This window comes from Segatella albensis DSM 11370 = JCM 12258, from assembly GCF_000426565.1.
GTDB lineage: Bacteria > Bacteroidota > Bacteroidia > Bacteroidales > Bacteroidaceae > Prevotella > Prevotella albensis.
On record NZ_AUFP01000017.1, the window covers coordinates 1 to 20,414 of the forward strand.

The window sequence follows — 20,414 nt, forward strand, 5'->3', positions numbered from 1 at the left end:
TCTCTGCACAGATTGCTAGTTTTACACTAACTTTGATGCAGTACAACATACTTTGTACAGTGAAGCGATTTGAATCGTATGAAACCATCGGTATGCTCTTTGTAGATGCTATGGATGAATCTCTAGAGCTGTCTGTAACGGACAAGATATGGGAACTCATACTGGATACCATTCTGGAAATAGCAGCATTGGTATCTGCTGATGCCAGCGAGTTGCTTAGCGCACTTATTGAAGATAATCCAAAGTTCCATAAATTGTATAAAATGTACAATTTAAATGTCGCTTAATGAATACATATTCACTTGCGAAACTTTAGTTATTTAAATTAATACATAACGTATATAATACATTAAAATATAAATACACAAATACATTATATAAGAAATATATAATTTTATTTATAAATAAACACATTATACATTAGTACATAAATCAAAGATATTATTAACACATAAATAAAGCATAATACTAATTGATTTATAAATTTATACACAGCACACATTTTATTAATAAATAAACTGATTTGTAAAATTATATATTAACGTATTAATAATCTTAGATTATAAACAAAAGGCAAACAACATAGCGAATCGAAAACACAGAAATAAATAATTAAATTAAAACATAAATAAATTTCCACAGAACGCAAACACATAATAACATTTATATATTAATATATAATACTAATATTCTTTTTATTTACTAATACATAAATAGAAATATCAATAATAGTAATTATAAAAAGATATAAAAACAGATATTTTTAGAATTAAATTATTATCTTTGCAAAGAATTATAAAAGAACAAAAATAAAATTATAAATCTAGATATTAATCAATTTATTTATAAGAAGATAAATACATTAATAATAAAATATAATTATGGCAAAGAAAGAAGACAATAAAATCATTGTGTTTGCAAATCAAAAAGGCGGAGTGGGTAAAACTGCCCTCTGTGTATTATTCGCAAACTATTTAGCAAACAGAGGAAAACAAGTAACCGTAATTGATGCTGATATCCAGAAATCAATTCAAGGAATAAGAAATAATGATATTAGGCAATATGGTAAAGATGCGTTCAGCTACTATGTACAAGCTTACGATGTATCCAAAGGTCCAGAAGCTGTAGGTAAACTTGTAGAAGCAGCAGAAGAAGTAAGTGGATATGTTCTTTTCGATACACCAGGTAACCTATCTGAAGACGGCATGATACCTATTTTAGAGGCCGCCGATTATATAATAACTCCATATCAATATGAAACAAGTACAATTTCAAGTACAGGTATTTTTTTACAAACCCTCCAGAAACTCCGCGAAACATTCACAAAAATGCATGCGAAAATGATCTTCATTCCAAATAGAATAAAAAAAGGTAGCGGGACAAGAGAAGAATGGGACTTCTGGACTGCAACAGACAATTTATTTAATGCATTCGGTCATGTAACATCAATCGTTAGAGACGGCATTGCAATACAAAGATATAACACAGTACAAAACAATGAAGCACAAAATAAAATCGTAAAAGATGCTTTTTGGGATGTCTTACAAGAAATGAAAAAATAAATTTATATATTCTTATATAGAATAAATTTATAAGAATATAGTTTTATTAATATAAAAGTAAAAAAAAATAAATACATAGTTTTATAAAACTTAAGGCCATGGCTAAGAAAAAAATGCAAATACCAGATGGATTGGCAGGACTCGTAAGAGCTGCACAAGAAGAGAGTAGTGTCAATTTTGATCAAACGACCGAAATTTTGACCGAAAATAAGGCACCTAGAAAGCCAGAACAAGAAGAAAATGATAAATTAGTCGCAGAAACAAGAAAAACGGCTGAAATCGAAAAAAAAGAAGAAATTAAAGATCCGCTAAAAGATATTCCTGAGAATTCATTGCTTTTTGAAGGAAGTGAAGAAAGTTGGAATTTATTTCATGATTATCTAGCTGTATATAAAAAAGACACTAGCAAAGGAAAAGAAATATGGATAAATGAGGACATAAGATACGAATTAGATAAAATAAAAACAGCAAGCCGTAGCACAATGAAACTAAAAACTATGGTAAATGCGATGCTACATACTTTTTTAATAGAGCATAAAAAACAAATAAAAAAATTACTTGATAATGCATAACATCGTGTAAATATATTCCGATAAACAAATAAAAAATTCAACAAAATAATAAAGGTTCCTAAATTGATACGGGGACCTTTATTTTAATCATTCAAAAGATAAAATAAGAAAATTATAAATATCAGAAAAAATAAATAGACAAAAAATAAATCTAGAATGTTATAATTTCCTTATTACTCTTTATTATTATGGATTTATAAGATTTATAGGTTTTTGTAACTTACTGAAAATCTGATAATTACGGAATATAATAGTATCAGATAGGGAACATTTCCGTATCAATTTGGGAATACATAGTATCAAATAGGGAACCTAATCGTATCAATTTGGGAGTATAACTGTAACAAATAGGGAACGTTTATAATATAATCGTATCAGATAGGGAACTAAAAAGAATTTAATGTTCCTAAATTGATACATAAATTCAATAGTTTTTACAAAAAGGCAACATTTTTACTATGATTCTTTCATAGGTTATGTTTTTGTTCATAGAACAATTAGTATTCTGAAATATAATGTATATTTTTGTATATCAGAATGTTAGAATTAATTTGTAACAAATAGGGAACATTGTTTTTGTTACAAATTATGCAATTCGTAACAAAATAGGAACATAGGGAAAATATTTACTAATATATAATCAACCCTTTTCTTTACTGAATCTATGTACTATTTTGTATATCAAGTATTAAGCTAAATTTTTTTGCCTATATTAGCCTTTATGCTGGAGATAATTCCTTAAGTCTTTGTGAAATTAGGCATAATATTTGTGTTTGCTTTTATCATATGATAGATATTTTAAAGTTGGAACGGAATAGGGGAGTGGAGGAGTAAACAACAACTTTTGTTATCGTAACAAAATCGTGCTAGTTTTATATACTAAGATAATCACTTTATGTTTTATAGATAAAATACTGGCTATTAAAAACTTAAGGTGTATGTAAATAATATTTAGAAATATCAAAGTGTATCAATTTAGGAACATATAATTTATAGAGTTATTACTCATCAGCTATAGAGATGAGCAAGGTTGTGATTATACGTTTGATTTAGGGGTATCGTAACAAAAGCATGCTACTCAATGGCACGATTTTGTTACGATTTCACGGCTTAATGCGTAACAAAATCGTGCTACTTGGATAAACTATGCTATTTGGAAATGGCACTAAACTCTATATATTTGAGACCTATGTATCAATATGGGAACATTTCCGTATCAGAAAGGGAACAATTATACGTATCAAATAGGGAACTTTATTTCGTATCAATATGGGAACATTCTTTTTATAGCTCCATTGCTCTTTTTGGATTGATTATGTTTTAGGTGCAGTAGTCTATGATAGCGTATTTTCCCCTTTTATATTGATTTTATCTATTGTAAAACAATGATTTTAGGGCTATTTTCATATAATTCGTAACAAAATCGTGCTAGTTATTACTGCAAATATTTCTGTTAAAATACTGGTTATCAATATGATACGCTTTTTAGTGTATCAAATAGGGAACTTTGTTTCGTATCAATATGGGAACATTTTAACGATTTATTCAGTATTTACTGTAACAAAATCGTGAAACTTTTAAAGTATCATTTCTTGTCTATTTTGCAACTGCTTATATATTAATTAGTTATAAAATCATGTGTATCAAATAGGGAACATTTTAGGTACATTTTTTTTATTGAATAAAATGGTCTTTATATTTGGAATATTAATATAAATATGTTAACTTTGAACACAAATTTGGAAAATGATGATGAAAGAACAGGAACCTATTTTAGGAGAGGAATTTGCAGCACAGCCAGCAAAGAAGGCTACAGCTCGGAAACGGCCAGCAAAAGCAAAAACTCCGAAGAAATTAACGAAGAAGCAAAAGGAGTTGATTGCGAATGCTTTGCCTGTGGATGAACAGACCTTTATGATCACACCTCTTGCGTTTACATATATGAGTCAGGATTATTCTGCTATGCAAAATAAAGTGGTCACATATATGTTAGAGAAGTTGCAAGATGTGTTGCACGACCTTATATCTAATAAGGTGACGGATATTACCAAACTGGCGAATCTTCAGGCGGGTGACATTAATAATGATCATGGTCTGTCGTTGAACTTATATTTTAAGGATTTTGCTGTGAATAAGAATCATTATCCAGAGTTGAGAAATGCACTTACCGCTTTGGCTACAATACCGGTACAAATTCCTTACAAAAGTGATGGCGGAAAGAAGTATAAGCGTGTGACAAATCTATGTGACGTATATATACCAGAAGATAGTTATAATCCATATGTTAATATTCATATGGATGAAGACATAGCCAAGGCATTTGTTAATGTAGAACTTGGTTATCATCTATTAGGAAAAGATACAATATATAATACGAGAAACAAATATACGCAACGTATATTTCTATTGATTTCAGCTTGGATGGATAAAGGAAGTGTAACATTTAATACAGAATACTTCCGCCAAATTTTGAATATTGATAAGAAGTATAAAGCCTTTCGTCATGTGGTACAGCGTGTTTTACAACCTGCACATGATGAGTTGAAGGAATTGGCTCAATTAGGCTATTGTTCATGTTATTTTGAATTTGAGAAAATCTATCCAGGTATGAAACATACAGGGGAACCAGATTCTATTAGGTTTATTATATACAAGAGTCCGAAGCTGATAGATTCAGAAGCCAAGTATGAGAAGGGTGGGCAGCAAGATTATTTTGCCGATTTATTAGTGAAGCATTTTGGAATGCCACAGAATCGTGCAGATGAACTTAAAAAGTATCTGAATAGGGATAACTATCAGTTGACGATGACAAAGTTAATGGGTTTGGAGAGATATGTGAAGAACCCAGAGAATGGCATAAAGGACGTTCCTAGTTATGTATTCCGCAGTTTTGTGAATTTCTTCCAAACTGAGGACAAGAAAAATATAGTAGGATAAAAATATATTTATTTATAAATATAAAGCCCCGTAATCTTAAATGTCACGGGGCTTTAAAATTATTTGAATATATTGTTGAATTATGAAAGCGATGTATGATGCGTTTTATATACTTACCATCATCATAATTTTCCTTTCATAACTTATCTAGTTCGCATCATTTATACTTTTCGATATATTTCTGTGCACGATCATCGCCCAAAGCTTTAGCCTTCTCCAAGTTTTCTAATCCAGAAGTTTTCTTTTTCAGTTCAATCTGTGATAAACCTAATAAAAGCCATCCATCAGGATAAGTAGGAGCGACCTTTGTGCAACGCTCTGCGACTTTTTCAGCTTCTTCGTTTCGTTTAACGCGTAAATCCAGACTTGCCCATTCTGCCAGATATGTAGGTTCTTTAGGATCTAATACACTTGCGTGAGCGATATCTATCAAAGCCTGCTGCCACATCTTAGTATTAGCTTCAGCCTTATATCGGGTATAAAAGAAGATAGGATTAATAGTTGCTGTAAGCGAATCATATGTATTATAATCACGAATAGCCTTACGATATTCATTGTGAGCATCATACCATATACCTCGAGCATAGTAATATGGACTAGCATTACCTAATCGTGAGCCTACGTTTACCGCACTATCGAGCAATTCTATTACCTCATTATTGGGAGCTTTCAAATTCATCTTACATTGAGCCATTTCATACCAGATCTCCCCATTGTTTATTTTAGATTTTGTAAGATCCCGAAAGATGCCCAAAGCCTTACGATAATCCCCTTTAGAGTAAATGATTTGCGCCTGTTGATGCTTGTATGCAGCTTCTGGTTTAATTTTAAAAGCCTCGTTAGCCTCATTCAAAGCTTTGTCGAAAGTCCAATTCGAGTAAGTAGAATCATTACTATATACTAGTTTCTGATACATCTGCGCAGCATAGTTACTATGAGCTTCATCCTTTGCAGAAGCCCGTGAGATACCATTACGTAGCGCCTGATCTGCTTCTGCAAATTTATATTGTCCACAATATAGTTCGGCAAGGCTCTTGTAACCCTCTGCGGATTTTGGGAATTTATTGATAAATTCGTTAGCATAGTCGAAATTATCTTGTAAACTTCTTCTTCCGCGAGCCAAGAGCATTGTAGTGATAGCCTCATTTTCTTTGTCAGGCAATCCGATTCTGATACCTGTTTGCTGAAGTTTCTGTATGCTTAGAGCATCAAGTTGAAGAGATTCAATATAATTAGCATCGGTAGCAGATATACTATTATTACCAAGACTTTTAACAAGTCCGAGCACCTGGCCATTTACGTTGACGATAGGACTTGCGTAGAGATTATCAGGAGCATCGAAATCAAATATATAATAATTATATTTAGTGTTGAATTTCTCAACCTTACTAACGGTAAGTTTCTGATAATTAGGATTTATTACAGAATAAGGGACAATCCAAGCCTGTGTTCCTTCGGCAGATTCCTTAGAAGATAGGGGAGAAGGCTTGATCCCGTTCATTTTTATTTTGAACTTAACCACATCATAGTTCTCGTCAACCCCCATGATATAATCCACTTTGTGTGAGCGACCTGTGGCATCAACGATTACGGCACTATCAGCTCCAATGAATGGTTGGAAAGCACTAATAGCCGTACCATCCTCTGTTATAAAGATACCCTGACAAGTCCCTTTAATATGCCCTTCTTTATTGAAGGTAGTAAGAGTAAATACCGATTTGGTAGCTTTTTGTACGGCAGCAGACTGTGCCATCGCCCCTGAAGTTCCCAGGAACAGCAAAATGATCAACGATTTGATTTTTCGCATATTAATAATATTTTTCATGTTTAAACTTTCAATAAAGCTTTTGCATTACTGATGGCAGCCTCTGTGATATTGCTTCCCGACAGCATCTGTGCAATTTCCTTTATTCTTTCTTCATTTGTAAGCATTTTCATGTGGCTGATGGTACCCTCAGAAGTTTCTTCTTTTGAAACCTTATAGTGTGTAGCTCCGAGGGCAGCAATCTGTGGAAGATGAGTAATACTGATAACCTGTCGATCATTGTTACCCATTTCCTGCATGATTTGTGCCATCATTTCAGCAATTTTACCACTTACACCCGTGTCTATCTCGTCGAAGATAATAGTAGGCAATTTTACCGTTCCACTTATCATAGCCTTTAGCGACAACATTACTCGAGCTATTTCTCCACCGCTAGCTACCTGACTTACAGGTTGCATTGGTGTACTAGTGTTGGCAGAGAAGAGAAAGTTAATTTTGTCAATGCCATCGCTTGACAATGGTTTCTCCGTGATTTCAACCTCGAATCTTACGTGTGGAATGCCCAATGGAATGAGACGTTTCTTCATCTCCTTCTCGATTTTCAAGGCCGCTTTTTTTCTTATTTCCGTAAGTTGCTTAGCCTTTTCCCTTGCTTCCGTTTCGAGTTTTCGTATTTTCTCGTCCATTTCCGAGATAGCATCATCACTATTTTCGATATGGTCGAGTTCAACTTTCAGATTATCACGGATTTCGATGAGTTCTTCTACTGTTTCCACATGATATTTCTGTTCAAGCGAATAAATAATATCGAGGCGTTCATTATTTATCTGTTGCTTGATAGGATCAAATTCAAAGTTTTCGGTATCACCAGAAATCTCATCAGCAATATCTTTGATATCAATATAGTTAGAGTCGATACGTTGAGCAAAGTCCTGAACTTTTGGAAACACATTTTCGATACTTCGCAAACTCTGCACAACCTGTCTTAGAGATGCGACGACCCCTGTATCCTCACCATTCAGTAAGTTATCAGTTCTATAGAGAGCCGACTTGATATCCTCAGCATGATTTAGCGTTTCTGTTTCCTTTTCCAGTTCCTCCTGTTCGCCAGCTACTAAGTTTACGGAATCCAGTTCATTATATTGAAATCTAATAAACTCCTGATTCTCACGATCTTTCTTTATCTTTTCGTATAACTCCTCGCTAGCGATTTTTTGTTTTTTGTAAGCCAAGAAGAGCTTATTATACTCATCTACGATCTTCTGGTCAGAGGCAATGATATCTACGACATTCAATTGAAAGTCCTCCTTTCTGAGTAACAGATTCTGATGCTGCGAGTGGATATCGACGAGCGTTTCGCCTAATTGTCTCATTACGCTCAATGGTACAGGTGTATCGTTGATGAACGCCCTGCTTTTTCCGGCAGAAGTAAGTTCTCTTCGTACTATCGTATCGACAAGATCCAAATCGATATCGTTATCTTCAAAAAAATTCTCCATGCCATATCTCGTTAAATCGAAGTGCGCCTCAATAACACATTTCGACTTTCCTTGTTTTATAGCTTTAATATCAGCACGATTACCTAAGAGCAACCCTATGGCCCCTAGGATGATGCTTTTTCCAGCACCCGTTTCACCTGTGATGACAGAGAAACCTGAATGAAATTCAATGTCGAGTTTTTCAATCAGGGTAAAGTTTTCTATTATGAGTCGTTTAATCATTACCTTTTATTTGTTCCCACGCATTATTTTGATTTGGGTTGATAGAGAACAGAATATCGTAAATATCCTCTTTCTCCTTCTGAGTCCCTTTTCCTTTATATATAGCGGCCAGTTCATCTCGTTTATAGTCCAGCCATATTTGTGGCAAGAGACTTAATGGCTTATCTTGATGTACTTTTTTAAGTAGGGTAGATATAGCTTTAGTTATCTCACTTCGGCCACGTTCTGCATTATCAGCCATTACATCCAATCCCTTACGATAATAATCATATTGTAATTGCCGGAAAGGCTGCATTCCCCCATCCATGTAATCATTGATGAAAGCAAAACGATTACGGCTATTGTCAAAAGCCTTCCATCCCGGAAAGTTCATGCTTTGGGCATTATACGTGATGTTCAAGCATCTCTCCAGTAGGGCAGATCCACCCATTGGTGCGAAAGAATCCAAATCCAGTCCGATGATAAGATATGCATAATAAGCCACCAGAGCTGTAAGTTGGTTATCGATTTTCTCCTCATTGAAATTCAATTGGTCGAACTGTTGGAATTCAAAGTTGAAATTATTATCAGTATTATTATATAAGGTACTCGTGTAAGCCGAATTATATACAGGTCGGATAGCCTGTATCAAAGCTTTGCAAGTAAAAGAATTATTTGACCGGTCATATTTTGTTACGGTAATGTTGAAATTACAAATTATCCGTTCTTGCTTCTGAAATTTCAGATTAGTCCATTGTCTATCATTGATAAACTGTTCAAGGGTAGACTGTAGATTATCAAAGATCGCATTATCCGTGCTTTGGATTTGCGTATGGTTTATTGTAACCTTGGCATTCAGCTCTTGTGCCCAGGTATGAATATAAAATGCAGACAATATGCAAATTACAAACCATTTTTTCATTTTTCTTACACCTTATATATAGTATAGCTATCAAGAACTATATGTATGCCACGAGATTCATGCCAACGAGATTATAAAATATTTACGAGCTCGTTGACGATATCCCGAGCAACTTCTGTTTTGGGTTTCTTATCGAAGTTTTTCTTTCCTTGAGCCGAGATGATACAAATCTTGTTCTCGTCACTTCCGAAAGTAGTACCCTTATTTCTTGTTGAATTCAAAACGATGAAATCAGCGTTCTTTTTTTTCAACTTTTTTTCAGCATTAGCCTCCTCATTATTCGTTTCCAGAGCAAAAGCAATAATTCGCTGGTTTACCTTCTTCATTCCTCCTAGAGCAGCTGCGATGTCATGTGTTGGTTGCAGACGAATGACGAGATCATCCTTTTCACGTTTTATTTTCTCCTTAGCAATAGTTTCAGGTTTGAAGTCAGCCACGGCAGCACACAAAATAGCCACATCAGAATCAGAGAAAGCGTTGACGGCAGCAAGATACATCTCCTCACAACTCTCAACATCGATACGCCTTATCCCTTCAGAACATGTACGATTTACAGGACCACTGATCAAGGTAACCTCAGCTCCCCGACGGAAACACTCTTCAGCCAAGGCAAATCCCATTTTGCCAGAAGAATAGTTGCCTATAAATCTTACAGGGTCGATTTTCTCATAAGTAGGGCCAGCCGTCAGCATCACCTTCTTACCTTTCAAATCCTGAGGAAGTTGCTGTCCATTAGCATTTTCTTTCTGACCTTCGAAAAAGCGGTCGAGGATGTCGACGATAACATCAGGTTCTTCCATGCGACCTTTTCCCTCTAGTCCACTTGCCAAGAAGCCACTTTCAGCCTCTATGATATGATTTCCAAATTTCTGTAAAGTTTTAATGTTCTGTAGGGTAGAAGGGTGCTTGTACATATCAAGATCCATAGCAGGAGCTATAAACACAGGAGCTTTCATGCTCAAATAAGTTGTGATAAGCATGTTGTCAGCAATCCCGTTCGCCATCTTTCCCAAACTACTTGCTGTACAAGGAGCAATCAACATAGCATCCGCCCAAAGACCCAAGTCGACATGACTATTCCATGTACCATCTCGCTGTGAGAAGAATTCGCTCACCACAGGTTTATGAGTAAGAGCAGAAAGCGTGATAGGCGTAATAAACTCCTTACCAGCAGGAGTTATTACCACCTGAACTTCTGCACCTTTCTTAATAAGACCACGGATAATAAGGCAAGCTTTGTAAGCCGCGATACTACCCGTGATACCTAATACTATTTTTTTTCCTTGTAGCATTATCTATTAAATTCTCTCAGTCTAATTCTAGTGAGAACCTGTTTCGTATTAAACGTAAAGTCGCTAGATAGAACCCAAGTAAAATAGCCCGGGTCACGTCGTAGCACCTCACTAACATCCCATCCCTTGTATTTTCCGAAGTTGAATACCTCATGTTGGCGTGGTTTTCCATCTTTGTCGAGCAACACCTCACCTTGGCCATCCTTCATATCCTCGTATACGATTCTTCCCGCAAAATCAACATTATTGTTTTGTTTGCAGAATTCAGCCAATTCATCCATATCATTATTCAATACACGATCTTCTTCCTCTTGTACTCCAGGAGCATACTTATCTAGCTCACCCTTCAGCACAGCATAAGTAGCTTCAGCATCTTGGTCAGCACGATGAGCCTCGAAATCATCCTCCATCTTATGACCAGTATAGAATTTATATGCCGCAGCCAGATTACGACGTTCCATCTTATGGAAGATTGTCTGCGCATCAATCAAGCGACATTTAGAGAAGTCGAAATCTACTTGAGCGCGAAGGAATTCTTCACAGAGCATAGGAATATCGAAACGGTTAGAGTTGAAACCAGCAAAGTCGCAGCCTTTGAACTCTTCAGCCAATTTAGGCGCGAGTTGTTTGAAAGTAGGTTCATCTTTCACTTTCTCATTGTCTATTCCCGTGAGTTCTACAACCACCTGTGGAATCTCCTTTTCAGGATTAACCAACAAGTTGCCGCGTTTCTCTGTGCCATCAGGCATAGCCTTAATATATGATATCTGAATAATTTTATCATTCACGAGATCGAGACCCGTAGTCTCGAGATCGAAGATGACCAATGGTTTTGTTAAATGAAGTTCCACTTTATCTTTTATTATTTTTATATTCCCTGTTATTTATATTAGTCGTTTAAAAGCATAGGCATGATCAGCATCAGCACATCCTCGTTCTCAGGTTGAGTACAAGGGATGATGATACCCGCACGACTAGGGTCAGCAAGTTGAAGTTCTACTTCATCGCTATTCAAGTTGCTTAATATTTCCTGCAAACTACTTCCCTTGAATCCGATGCTCATAGCATTACCTGTATATTCGCAACTCAACTGTTCTTTAGCGGAAGTAGCGAAGTCGACATCCTCAGAAGTTAGCTCAAGTTTACCCTTTTCTAGACGGAATCTGATTAATTGACTACTCTCGCTGGCGAAAGGCAAAACATGGCGGAGTGCGCCCAACAAACTACGACGATCAATAGTAACCTTGTTAGGATTATCCTGTGGGATAACAGAATTATAGTTAGGATAGCGCCCTTCGATCAAGCGACATGTGAGCACACCATCAGTGAAAGAAATTTCTGCAGAACGATCGTTGAATTTGATGGTCACGTCATCATCATCCTTGCCCAGCACATTCTTCAGGAGGGTAGCAGGCTTCTTAGGTAATATGAAAGCAGCTGGAGTGTCGCTCTTCACTGTAAAGTTCTTGTTGCGTACCAGCTTATGACCATCACTTGCCACGATTGCAAGAGCGTCAGGAGTAAGGTCGAAATAGATACCATTCATTACCGGGCGCAATTCATCGTTTGCTGTAGCAAAAAGAGATCTAGTAATATTGTCAACAAGTACCGCAGAACTCAAAGATATTACCGAGGCGCCATCTTCGATAGACTGACTATGAGGATATTCGTCAGCATTTTGAACGGTAAAGTTATATAAACCGTTTTGATAAACGATCTTGATAGCCAAACTCTCAAGGTCCACCTCAAAGTTGAGAGGCTGTTCCGGTAATTCTTTCACGGCATCAAGAATAGTACGGTTAGGTATTGCGAATTCACCCTCACCATTCACCTCGTCGAGCGCAATAGTGCTCTGCATGATGTTTTCGCTGTCACTGGCTGTAACGATAAGTTCATTACCTTTAACTTGAAACAAGAAACAGTCGAGGATAGGCATACTATTCTTGCTGTTGATTACTCGCGATAGAGTGTTGAGCCTATTGCTCAAAGCAGTACTTGATAATGTAAATCTCATGCGTATATACTTTATATATTATTATTTTCTATTAAATCAACTACAAAAATACGAAAAATTGGTTATATGGCAAAAAAACTCTCAATAAAATTTTTGTTTTTACAACTATTTTATTAATTTCGCAAACTAATAGAAAAACTTTAAAATTATAATAATGGAAATTCAAGGAAAAATCATAGCCGTTTTACCACTTCAGAGTGGCGTTTCTCAGCGTACGGGTAACAAGTGGGCTAGTCAGGATTATGTTATCGAGACCCATGACCAGTATCCTCGTAAATGCTGTTTCCGTGTTTTCGGAGAAGAGAAGATCAATAATTTCAATATTCAGAGTGGCGAAGAACTTTCTGTATCTTTCGACATCGATTGTCACGAATATAATGGCCGCTGGTTCAACGATATCCGCGCTTGGGCCGTTAATCGTGTAGACCCTGCTGCCGCTATGGCCGCTCCTGGAGCTCAGCCAATGGGTGCCAACGTAGCTCCTGCTCCTGTAGGCGGTGCCGCTGCGCCATTCCCTCCTGCGCCAGAAGGAAATGCAGAGGGGGCTTCAGATGATCTTCCTTTCTAACGGATAACGATCAAGGAATATAAAGAATTTTCTGATAATAAGAAAGAGGGGTGTGAAAAATATTCACATCCCTTTCTTGTTATATACGAGTTACATCCGCGATTATTTAATCAAATCTACAGAACGTTTCAAGAAATCATCGAGAGCCTTACCCTTCAGCATACCATTCTGTAACAACGCCAAGTCGATAAGTTGATGAACGATTTTGTTACCCTTAGCATAATCGTTGAGGATTTCGTTCTTCTTGTTGCGTTGTTCGTCGATAGCCTTTTGCGTGTTGGCTACGTCATCCTTCTCCTCCTGAGTAATCTCTTCTGGTTTCTTCTTGTTCTGAGCCTGATGTAGAGCTGCTAGACGAGCTTCCTGTCCCTTTAGTTCAGAAATGATAGGTTTTAGAGCGTCAGCATTCTTAGCTTCCTCATCGTCGAGGACCTTTTTGATTAGAGGATGATTGCTGTTCAATACGAGATTATAACTGTCAGGCATCTGACTATAGAAACTCATACCAGGTTGGAACTGGCTCATCTGTTTCATTCTTCGCATATATTCGCTCTGAGTGATGATGACAGGCTGGTTCTGTTCGCCGAGAGCCTCTACCTCTACATAAAATTCCTTTTTGTCGAGTTTTGGCAATTGAGAACGGAAAACTTGTGACAGATTGTCACTCTTGTCCTTCTCCAAAGTTTCCTTCTTAGCATCATCCTTTACAATCAGACGGTCCACGATATCAGCGTCTACACGGGCAAAACTACACTTCTCCAACTTCTGTTCGAGCATACTAACGATAGGTGTGTCAAGTTGTCCGTCCATCATCAGCACATTGTATCCCTTATCCTGAGCAGCCTTGATATATGTATACTGTTCATCCTTATCGGTGGCATAGAGATATACCAGTTTACCGTCCTTATCGGTCTGTTCATCCTTGATCAGCGTCTTATATTCTTCCATGGTAAAATACTTACCTTCCACATCCTTGAAGAGAGCAAAGTCCTTAGCACGGTCGTAGAAATCCTCCTGTGAGAGCATACCATAGTTGATGAAGAGCTTTAAGTTATCCCACTTCTGCTCATAGTCCTTACGGTCATCCTTGAAAGTCTGAGCCAGTCTGTCAGCCACTTTCTTCGTGATATAAGTAGAGATTTTCTTCACGTTAGCATCACTCTGCAGATAACTACGACTTACGTTCAGAGGAATATCTGGAGAGTCAATGACACCATGAAGCAAAGTTAGGAAGTCTGGTACGATTCCTTCCACTTGGTCTGTTACGAACACCTGGTTGCAATATAGCTGGATTTTGTTACGCTGCAGTTCGATATTGTTCTGGATACGAGGGAAATACAGAATACCGGTAAGGTTGAAGGGATAATCCACATTCAGATGAATCCAGAACAAAGGTTCATCCTGCATAGGGTAGAGGGCACGATAGAAATTCTTGTAATCCTCATCCTTCAGCGAAGAAGGAGTCTTTGTCCAAAGCGGTTCCACATTATTAATAATGTTATCCTCCTTGGTGTCCACCTGTTTACCATCTTTCCATTCTGTCTTCTTGCCGAATACCACAGGAACAGCCATGAACTTACAATATTTGTTGAGCAATTCCGTGATCTTATATTTATCCAAGAACTCCTTGCAATCGTCAGAGATATGGAGAACGATATCTGTACCTCTGTCAGCCTTTTCCACTTCTTCGAGTTCAAATTCAGGACTACCGTCGCAGCTCCATTTAACAGCCTTGGCACCCTCCTTATAACTCTTGGTGATGATGTCGACACGGTCGCTCACCATGAAACTAGAGTAGAAACCCAGTCCGAAGTGACCGATGATTGCGTTCGCATTATCTTTATATTTCTCAAGGAAATCGGTTACACCAGAGAACGCAATCTGGTTGATATACTTGTCTATCTCCTCCTCGGTCATACCGATACCGCGGTCGCTGATGGTCAGCGTCTTAGCCTTCTCGTCGAGTGACACACATACCTTCAATTCACCCATCTCACCTTTAAAGTCACCTTGAACAGCCAGTGTCTTCAACTTCTGTGAAGCATCCACGGCATTACTTACCATCTCGCGTAAGAAAATCTCATGATCAGAGTAGAGGAACTTTTTGATGACAGGGAAAATGTTCTCAGTAGTAACCCCAATTTTACCTTTTTGTGACATATCTAATTTCTTTTAAGTTTTTAATTTACACTTATCCTTATACAAAAGCCGTGCCAAACTTTACGATATGTATCAAGTATACCCTATAAATGTTTCATCTGCCTGATTTTCGGTATGCAAATGTTGCACAGCCACCGACGATTCTGTAAATTTGCCAGCGGAACAAAAAATGAAATGCTCACAAAGAATCATGCAAAACCAGAAGTCACGTTACGATATCATTGCCTCGTATTATTCTCAGCATTTTGAAGAGGTGAGAGGCTATGTCGGTTCGCGCTTGCAATATAGCGAGGCCACGGACGATATTGTGCAGACTATTTTTGAGCGATTGCTCACGATGGACAAGATGGTCACGGAGGTCACGTTGCCCTGTCTGGTATATACTGTGGCGCGTAATCTGCTATGCGATTACTGGCGTCATCATCATATGGTTGAGGAGTTTGAACATAAACTCCGTCAGCGGCAGATGGTGGATGAAGATATGCGCATGCGAAACGAAGTGGAGTCGATATATTCTGTGCATGAGATTGAGGAACTCCTAGAGCGAGGAATTGCTCGCATGGCTGATAAAGAACAGCGACTTTATCGGCTTCACATCTATGGCGGGAAGAAGGTGAGCGAGATTTCTTCTGAACTCGGGTTGAGCTATAAGACCGTTGAGAACCGGTTGGGTATAGCTCGCAAGGAGGTGAGAGGTTATTTGAGGCGACTGCTAATCTAATCTATTATCAATATAATTACACTGTGAGGCTGTTTCGAAGTGATTTTCGAGACAGCCTTTTTTTGTGTTGTGCTGCCTTTAGCACTCATGCAACTGGTTTATGCCGAGGGGTGTAGTAATAACAGTCAAAAAAATAATCCCTCAGGTCCATTTGGCCGTCTCCTCACAAATCTTCGGGATGCCTTCGGGATGCTTTCGGGATGGGAGAGCGCTGCTCCCTGTCCTTCAGAATTGCGATAGCAAAGATACAACATCCCCAAATGGTGATGATGCGTTGTGTCGCTTTAATGTGCGAAACTCTATAGAACTAAGCGACTTATGGAAACAAAAATGAAGCCTGCAGTTGGATAAAATTACTAACAAGTGGAATACACACCCCTCAAAAAACGAACTGAAAACTGAAATAACTGAAGTTTAATTCCTACACCCCCAGTCCCTTAGTCTTTCACACGATTTATTTTTTCTTTCACCAACCTACCTTTCTCGTTTCTATTGTCCGAAGAACATTCGGATGACGATAATCTTGGATTCTATCACGATACGATGCCAGCTCTTACCATTTAGTTTGCAAAATGTCTTCTCTATCCAATGTCCTTCGTGAGCTTTCTTCTCATAGGCATCGAATAGTCTTAACACTTGTTGCTCGAAATCCTTAGGCACCACTATGTGACGTTGTCGCTCATTCTGATAGATTTCGGCATAGTCTATCATCAGTTTTTTCTTAAAATAATTTATAAGTCCTGACATCTTGTAAATATTGGATTAATCGCTGTTTATGTTATTATTCTTTCTGTTTTTTTATCGAAAAGACTCCCTCTTATGTTGCAAAGATACTATTTATTTTGAAATATTGTACTTTTAAGAGTCTTCTTTTTGCGTTTCCGTGATTCGTTTTTTATGAATAACGTAATGATGCCCCATCAATAATTATAAGTCTCGTAGTGTGGGGTGCCCATTTTGGTAATAAATCGTAAGTTTATCCGTTATTAATGATAAAAACCTTATATTGTTTAAAGTTGTTTGTTTGCTTTTTTGTAATTTTGCAACCAAAATATGCTATTGATTCTTCTTGATTTACTTTTATGGACGGAGTCATGGGCAATATAATAAGGTAAAAGGATATGAGTATAGTAAAATTTCTAAAAGACTGGTCGTTACTGGTAGGTATCGTTGTGGGATCGCTGGTGTATTTATTGTTTACGAATGTAGAATTCTTGGTGCCCATTGGCGATAGTTGTGGTCCGGTACTCGTATCTTTTCTACCTGTAAATATATTTTTTATGCTCTATCTTACTTTTATCAAGATAAAAGTACACGACATGCGCCCTCGTAAGTGGCATTTCATCTTGCAGATGATTCGTACCTCTCTGGCCATACTGGCGATGATAGGTTGTAATCTTTCTGGTGATACGACGATGAAGTTGCTTTGGGAGGGTGTCTTTATTAGCGTGATTTGTCCGACGGCAGCTGCGGCCCCGGTAATAACCGAAAAGTTGGGTGGCAATATAGCATCGCTCACGATATATTTGCTCATAGCCAATTGTTTCACAATCGTGATCATCCCGCTGCTTTTTCCGATGGTAGAAAAGGGAGCCAATATTTCCTTCGCCTTTGCCGCTTGGATGGTGATGAAACGTGTGTTGATGGTTTTGGGTCTACCTCTGTTTTTCGCACTTCTAAGTCGTAAGTATCTGCCTTGTTGGGTGAACTGGCTTAAGCAATTCCATAACATCGGAATCTATATCTGGAGTTTTAACTTATCTATCATCATGGGAATCACGATGCGTAGTCTATTACATGCGCCTGTATCGGGATGGGTATTGGTAGCTCTATGTGCGATTCCATTGGTACTCTCAATCTTACAGTTTAGTATCGGTAAGGCAGTAGGCCGATATTATGGAGACAGTATTGGCGCAGGACAAGCATTAGGACAGAAAAATACGGTGGTAGGAATTTGGCTTACTTTGTCGTTCCTAAACCCTTATGCGACCATCGCTCCATGTGTATATGTCATTTGGCAGAATATCATTAATGCCTTGCAATTATGGTATAAAGGTAAGTATGGGTATCTGAAATGGTAATCTGGGATAAAAAATAGTAAGATAATTTAAATATTCGCAAAAATACTTGCAATGTATCGGGAAATAAGTTGATCTTTGTATCAATTTTTTTAGTTTGTAAATATATAAGTAATAAGTGTTAAAGGGGGGTCCAAGTGTTGTGAAATAGTTGGATCCTATTTTTTTTTCAAGAAGTCTACTATCAAATTGTAACTTTTTTCTTTCAGGATATCATTTTTTATTGTTCTTTTATTCATAATATTTTTGTAAGCCAAGGAAATTTCGTACCTTTGCCTTCAAATTAGTCAAACATTATGAAATCTGATCTCGAAATCTCACAGAGCACACCTAAAGAAAGTATCTTTGACATAGCATCAAAGTTGAATATTTCCGCCGATGGACTTGAACCATACGGCAAGTATATTGCGAAAGTTCCTTTTTCGTTAATAGATGATGAGCGCGTAAATAAATCGCATCTGATCCTCGTTACAGCCATGTCGCCAACACGCGCTGGTATCGGTAAGACGACGGTATGTATCGGACTTAGTATGGCTCTTAATCGTATGAATCGTAAGTCGGTATTGGCGTTGCGTGAACCTTCGTTAGGCCCTTGTTTCGGTATGAAGGGTGGTGCCACAGGAGGTGGATATTCACAGGTGATTCCGATGGAGAAGATTAATTTGCATTTCACGGGCGACTTCCATGCCATCACGAGTGCCCATAATATGATTGCGGCGCTCTTGGATAACTATATCTATCAGCATCGTGATGACGGTTTCTTCATGAAAGAGGTAACTTGGAAGCGCGTTCTTGATGTGAACGACCGAAATCTCCGAAATATCGTGACCGGATTGGGAAAAAAGTCGAATGGTGTGACGATGGAGAGTGGTTTTGATATTACTCCTGCCAGTGAAATCATGGCAATCCTTTGCCTTTCTTGTGATGAGGAAGATTTGCGCCAGCGTATAGACAACATCATTCTTGGTATCGATGGCGAGGGTAAACCTTTCCATGTGTCACAGTTGGGTGTTACCGGAAGTATCATTGCCTTGCTGATGGACGCTTTGCATCCCAACCTCGTACAGACTACTGAACATACTTCAGCTTTTGTGCATGGTGGTCCTTTTGCCAATATCGCTCATGGATGTAATAGTATCATTGCTACAAAGATGGCCATGACTTATGGTGACTATGTGGTGACAGAGGCTGGATTTGGTGCAGATTTGGGTGCTGAGAAGTTCCTTGATATCAAGTGTCGTACCGCAGGGATTCATCCGGTGGTCTGTGTCTTGGTTTGTACCACACGTGGTATTGATGTACATGGACTGGATAACCTTGACCGACATATCGAGAATCTGCAGAAGATGAATCAGCGTGTTGTGGTAACGCTAAACCGTTTTGCTACCGATACGGATGAACAGGTGGAGGAAATTATGGCACACTGTCAACAGAAAGGTGTTGCCTTTGCTATCAACGAAGCTTTCATGAAGGGTGGAGAAGGTTGTCTGGAATTGGCTCAGGTCATTACGGATATGATTGGTACGAATCCTTCTGATCATATAGAATATGTGTATTCTCTTGACGAGAAGGTGGAAGATAAGATTTCTCGTGTAGCCCAAGAAATCTATCGTGCTGATAAAGTTCTCTTTAAACCTACTGCTAAGCGTAAACTTGAGCAAATCAAGGAGTGGGGATTCGAGAATCTTCCGGTATGTATTGCCAAAACACAATACTCATTTACGGATGATGCCAAGATTATGGGAGCTCCGGAACATTTTAATATCACCATTCGTGATGTCGAGTTGAATGCTGGTGCTGGTATGATCGTTGCCATTGCTGGTGAGATGCTTAGAATGCCTGGTTTGCCAAAGAGCCCACAGGCTGAGCGCATAGATGTTGTAGATGGTGTGCTTACGGGGTTATCGTAAGCACTCAATATAACAGAGATAGTAGTTTTTCGTTCATGTATTTAAATAAATAAAGAGGAGTAGTCCGTCACGGAGTACTCCTCTTATGCTTAACCTAATTTACTAATCTAACTAAAAACAACTATTGCACTTTGAGTATTTTCTAGTTCTAACTACACTAAATACTTACTTTAATTTGAACAGTTTTTAGTACTATTCTATGTGATTATTATA

Annotated in this window: 15 protein-coding genes and 1 pseudogene; 8 read left to right on the forward strand and 8 right to left on the reverse strand. The window is 37.7% G+C overall.

The annotated features are described in order from the left end of the window. The 4 genes and pseudogenes from K333_RS13300 to K333_RS12185 all read left to right on the forward strand — a co-directional run. Positions 1 to 287 (forward strand): annotated as a pseudogene (locus tag K333_RS13300) (IS4 family transposase); the annotation flags it as partial. Positions 288 to 881: 594 nt separating this feature from the next. Then, on the forward strand, positions 882 to 1,562 hold the full coding sequence (locus K333_RS0108440; protein ID WP_024990422.1) for a ParA family protein: 681 nt from the start codon (positions 882 to 884) through the stop codon (positions 1,560 to 1,562). A gap of 98 nt (positions 1,563 to 1,660) precedes the next feature. Further along, complete coding sequence (locus K333_RS0108445) at positions 1,661 to 2,134, forward strand: hypothetical protein (protein ID WP_024990423.1); 474 nt, start codon at positions 1,661 to 1,663, stop codon at positions 2,132 to 2,134. 1,746 nt (positions 2,135 to 3,880) lie between these two features. Continuing rightward, positions 3,881 to 5,071, forward strand: a complete 1,191-nt coding sequence (locus K333_RS12185; RefSeq protein ID WP_024990424.1) for a replication initiation protein — start codon at positions 3,881 to 3,883, stop codon at positions 5,069 to 5,071. A gap of 157 nt (positions 5,072 to 5,228) precedes the next feature. On the opposite strand, the gene K333_RS0108455 is transcribed toward K333_RS12185, so the two are convergent. The 6 genes from K333_RS0108455 to dnaN form a co-directional block, all read right to left on the reverse strand. Next, a complete protein-coding gene (locus K333_RS0108455) occupies positions 5,229 to 6,878 on the reverse strand; it encodes a tetratricopeptide repeat protein (protein ID WP_024990425.1) in 1,650 nt (549 codons plus the stop codon). A gap of 20 nt (positions 6,879 to 6,898) precedes the next feature. Continuing rightward, on the reverse strand, positions 6,899 to 8,557 hold the full coding sequence (gene recN, locus K333_RS0108460) for a DNA repair protein RecN (RefSeq protein ID WP_024990426.1): 1,659 nt from the start codon (positions 8,555 to 8,557) through the stop codon (positions 6,899 to 6,901). Then, positions 8,550 to 9,458, reverse strand: a complete 909-nt coding sequence (gene porD / locus K333_RS0108465; RefSeq protein WP_051230916.1) for a type IX secretion system protein PorD — start codon at positions 9,456 to 9,458, stop codon at positions 8,550 to 8,552. The genes recN and porD overlap by 8 nt, the downstream gene beginning before the upstream one ends. 71 nt (positions 9,459 to 9,529) lie before the next feature. After that, a complete protein-coding gene (coaBC, locus tag K333_RS0108470; RefSeq protein WP_024990427.1) occupies positions 9,530 to 10,750 on the reverse strand; it encodes a bifunctional phosphopantothenoylcysteine decarboxylase/phosphopantothenate--cysteine ligase CoaBC in 1,221 nt (406 codons plus the stop codon). Beyond that, positions 10,750 to 11,601, reverse strand: coding sequence for a 3'-5' exonuclease (locus K333_RS0108475; protein WP_024990428.1), 852 nt, complete (start codon positions 11,599 to 11,601; stop codon positions 10,750 to 10,752). The genes coaBC and K333_RS0108475 overlap by 1 nt, the downstream gene beginning before the upstream one ends. 38 nt (positions 11,602 to 11,639) lie before the next feature. Continuing rightward, the gene (gene dnaN / locus K333_RS0108480; RefSeq protein WP_024990429.1) at positions 11,640 to 12,764 is read right to left on the reverse strand and encodes a DNA polymerase III subunit beta; all 1,125 of its coding nucleotides are present in this window, start codon (positions 12,762 to 12,764) and stop codon (positions 11,640 to 11,642) included. Between the two features lie 154 nt (positions 12,765 to 12,918). Between dnaN and K333_RS0108485 the strand changes: the two genes are divergently transcribed. Next, positions 12,919 to 13,332, forward strand: coding sequence for a DUF3127 domain-containing protein (locus K333_RS0108485; protein WP_024990430.1), 414 nt, complete (start codon positions 12,919 to 12,921; stop codon positions 13,330 to 13,332). Positions 13,333 to 13,434: 102 nt separating this feature from the next. Here the strand turns inward: K333_RS0108485 and htpG are convergent, their stop codons facing one another. Further along, positions 13,435 to 15,492 (reverse strand): molecular chaperone HtpG, encoded by a 2,058-nt coding sequence (htpG, locus tag K333_RS0108490; protein ID WP_027452568.1) that lies wholly within the window; start codon positions 15,490 to 15,492, stop codon positions 13,435 to 13,437. Positions 15,493 to 15,682: 190 nt separating this feature from the next. On the opposite strand from htpG, the gene K333_RS0108495 reads away from it, so the two are divergent. Further along, on the forward strand, positions 15,683 to 16,213 hold the full coding sequence (locus K333_RS0108495) for an RNA polymerase sigma factor (protein WP_024990431.1): 531 nt from the start codon (positions 15,683 to 15,685) through the stop codon (positions 16,211 to 16,213). A 489-nt stretch (positions 16,214 to 16,702) separates the two neighbouring features. Here the strand turns inward: K333_RS0108495 and K333_RS0108505 are convergent, their stop codons facing one another. Continuing rightward, positions 16,703 to 16,960 carry a hypothetical protein gene (locus tag K333_RS0108505; protein ID WP_024990433.1) on the reverse strand — a complete coding sequence of 86 codons (258 nt, stop codon included), beginning with the start codon at positions 16,958 to 16,960 and terminating at the stop codon, positions 16,703 to 16,705. A 374-nt stretch (positions 16,961 to 17,334) separates the two neighbouring features. Between K333_RS0108505 and K333_RS0108510 the strand changes: the two genes are divergently transcribed. After that, on the forward strand, positions 17,335 to 18,294 hold the full coding sequence (locus K333_RS0108510; protein WP_024990434.1) for a bile acid:sodium symporter: 960 nt from the start codon (positions 17,335 to 17,337) through the stop codon (positions 18,292 to 18,294). A 293-nt stretch (positions 18,295 to 18,587) separates the two neighbouring features. After that, positions 18,588 to 20,201 (forward strand): formate--tetrahydrofolate ligase, encoded by a 1,614-nt coding sequence (locus K333_RS0108515; protein WP_024990435.1) that lies wholly within the window; start codon positions 18,588 to 18,590, stop codon positions 20,199 to 20,201. Positions 20,202 to 20,414: the final 213 nt, after the last annotated feature.

What these genes read in the sequence shown, in the direction of transcription:
- K333_RS0108440 (WP_024990422.1), top strand. Translation starts at nt 882, where the DNA reads ATGGCAAAGAAAGAAGACAATAAAATCATTGTGTTTGCAAATCAAAAA.
- K333_RS0108445 (WP_024990423.1), top strand. Translation starts at nt 1,661, where the DNA reads ATGGCTAAGAAAAAAATGCAAATACCAGATGGATTGGCAGGACTCGTA.
- K333_RS12185 (WP_024990424.1), top strand. Translation starts at nt 3,881, where the DNA reads ATGATGATGAAAGAACAGGAACCTATTTTAGGAGAGGAATTTGCAGCA.
- K333_RS0108455 (WP_024990425.1), bottom strand. Translation starts at nt 6,878, where the DNA reads ATGCGAAAAATCAAATCGTTGATCATTTTGCTGTTCCTGGGAACTTCA.
- recN (WP_024990426.1), bottom strand. Translation starts at nt 8,557, where the DNA reads ATGATTAAACGACTCATAATAGAAAACTTTACCCTGATTGAAAAACTC.
- porD (WP_051230916.1), bottom strand. Translation starts at nt 9,458, where the DNA reads ATGAAAAAATGGTTTGTAATTTGCATATTGTCTGCATTTTATATTCAT.
- coaBC (WP_024990427.1), bottom strand. Translation starts at nt 10,750, where the DNA reads ATGCTACAAGGAAAAAAAATAGTATTAGGTATCACGGGTAGTATCGCG.
- dnaN (WP_024990429.1), bottom strand. Translation starts at nt 12,764, where the DNA reads ATGAGATTTACATTATCAAGTACTGCTTTGAGCAATAGGCTCAACACT.
- K333_RS0108485 (WP_024990430.1), top strand. Translation starts at nt 12,919, where the DNA reads ATGGAAATTCAAGGAAAAATCATAGCCGTTTTACCACTTCAGAGTGGC.
- htpG (WP_027452568.1), bottom strand. Translation starts at nt 15,492, where the DNA reads ATGTCACAAAAAGGTAAAATTGGGGTTACTACTGAGAACATTTTCCCT.
- K333_RS0108495 (WP_024990431.1), top strand. Translation starts at nt 15,683, where the DNA reads ATGCAAAACCAGAAGTCACGTTACGATATCATTGCCTCGTATTATTCT.
- K333_RS0108505 (WP_024990433.1), bottom strand. Translation starts at nt 16,960, where the DNA reads ATGTCAGGACTTATAAATTATTTTAAGAAAAAACTGATGATAGACTAT.
- K333_RS0108510 (WP_024990434.1), top strand. Translation starts at nt 17,335, where the DNA reads ATGAGTATAGTAAAATTTCTAAAAGACTGGTCGTTACTGGTAGGTATC.
- K333_RS0108515 (WP_024990435.1), top strand. Translation starts at nt 18,588, where the DNA reads ATGAAATCTGATCTCGAAATCTCACAGAGCACACCTAAAGAAAGTATC.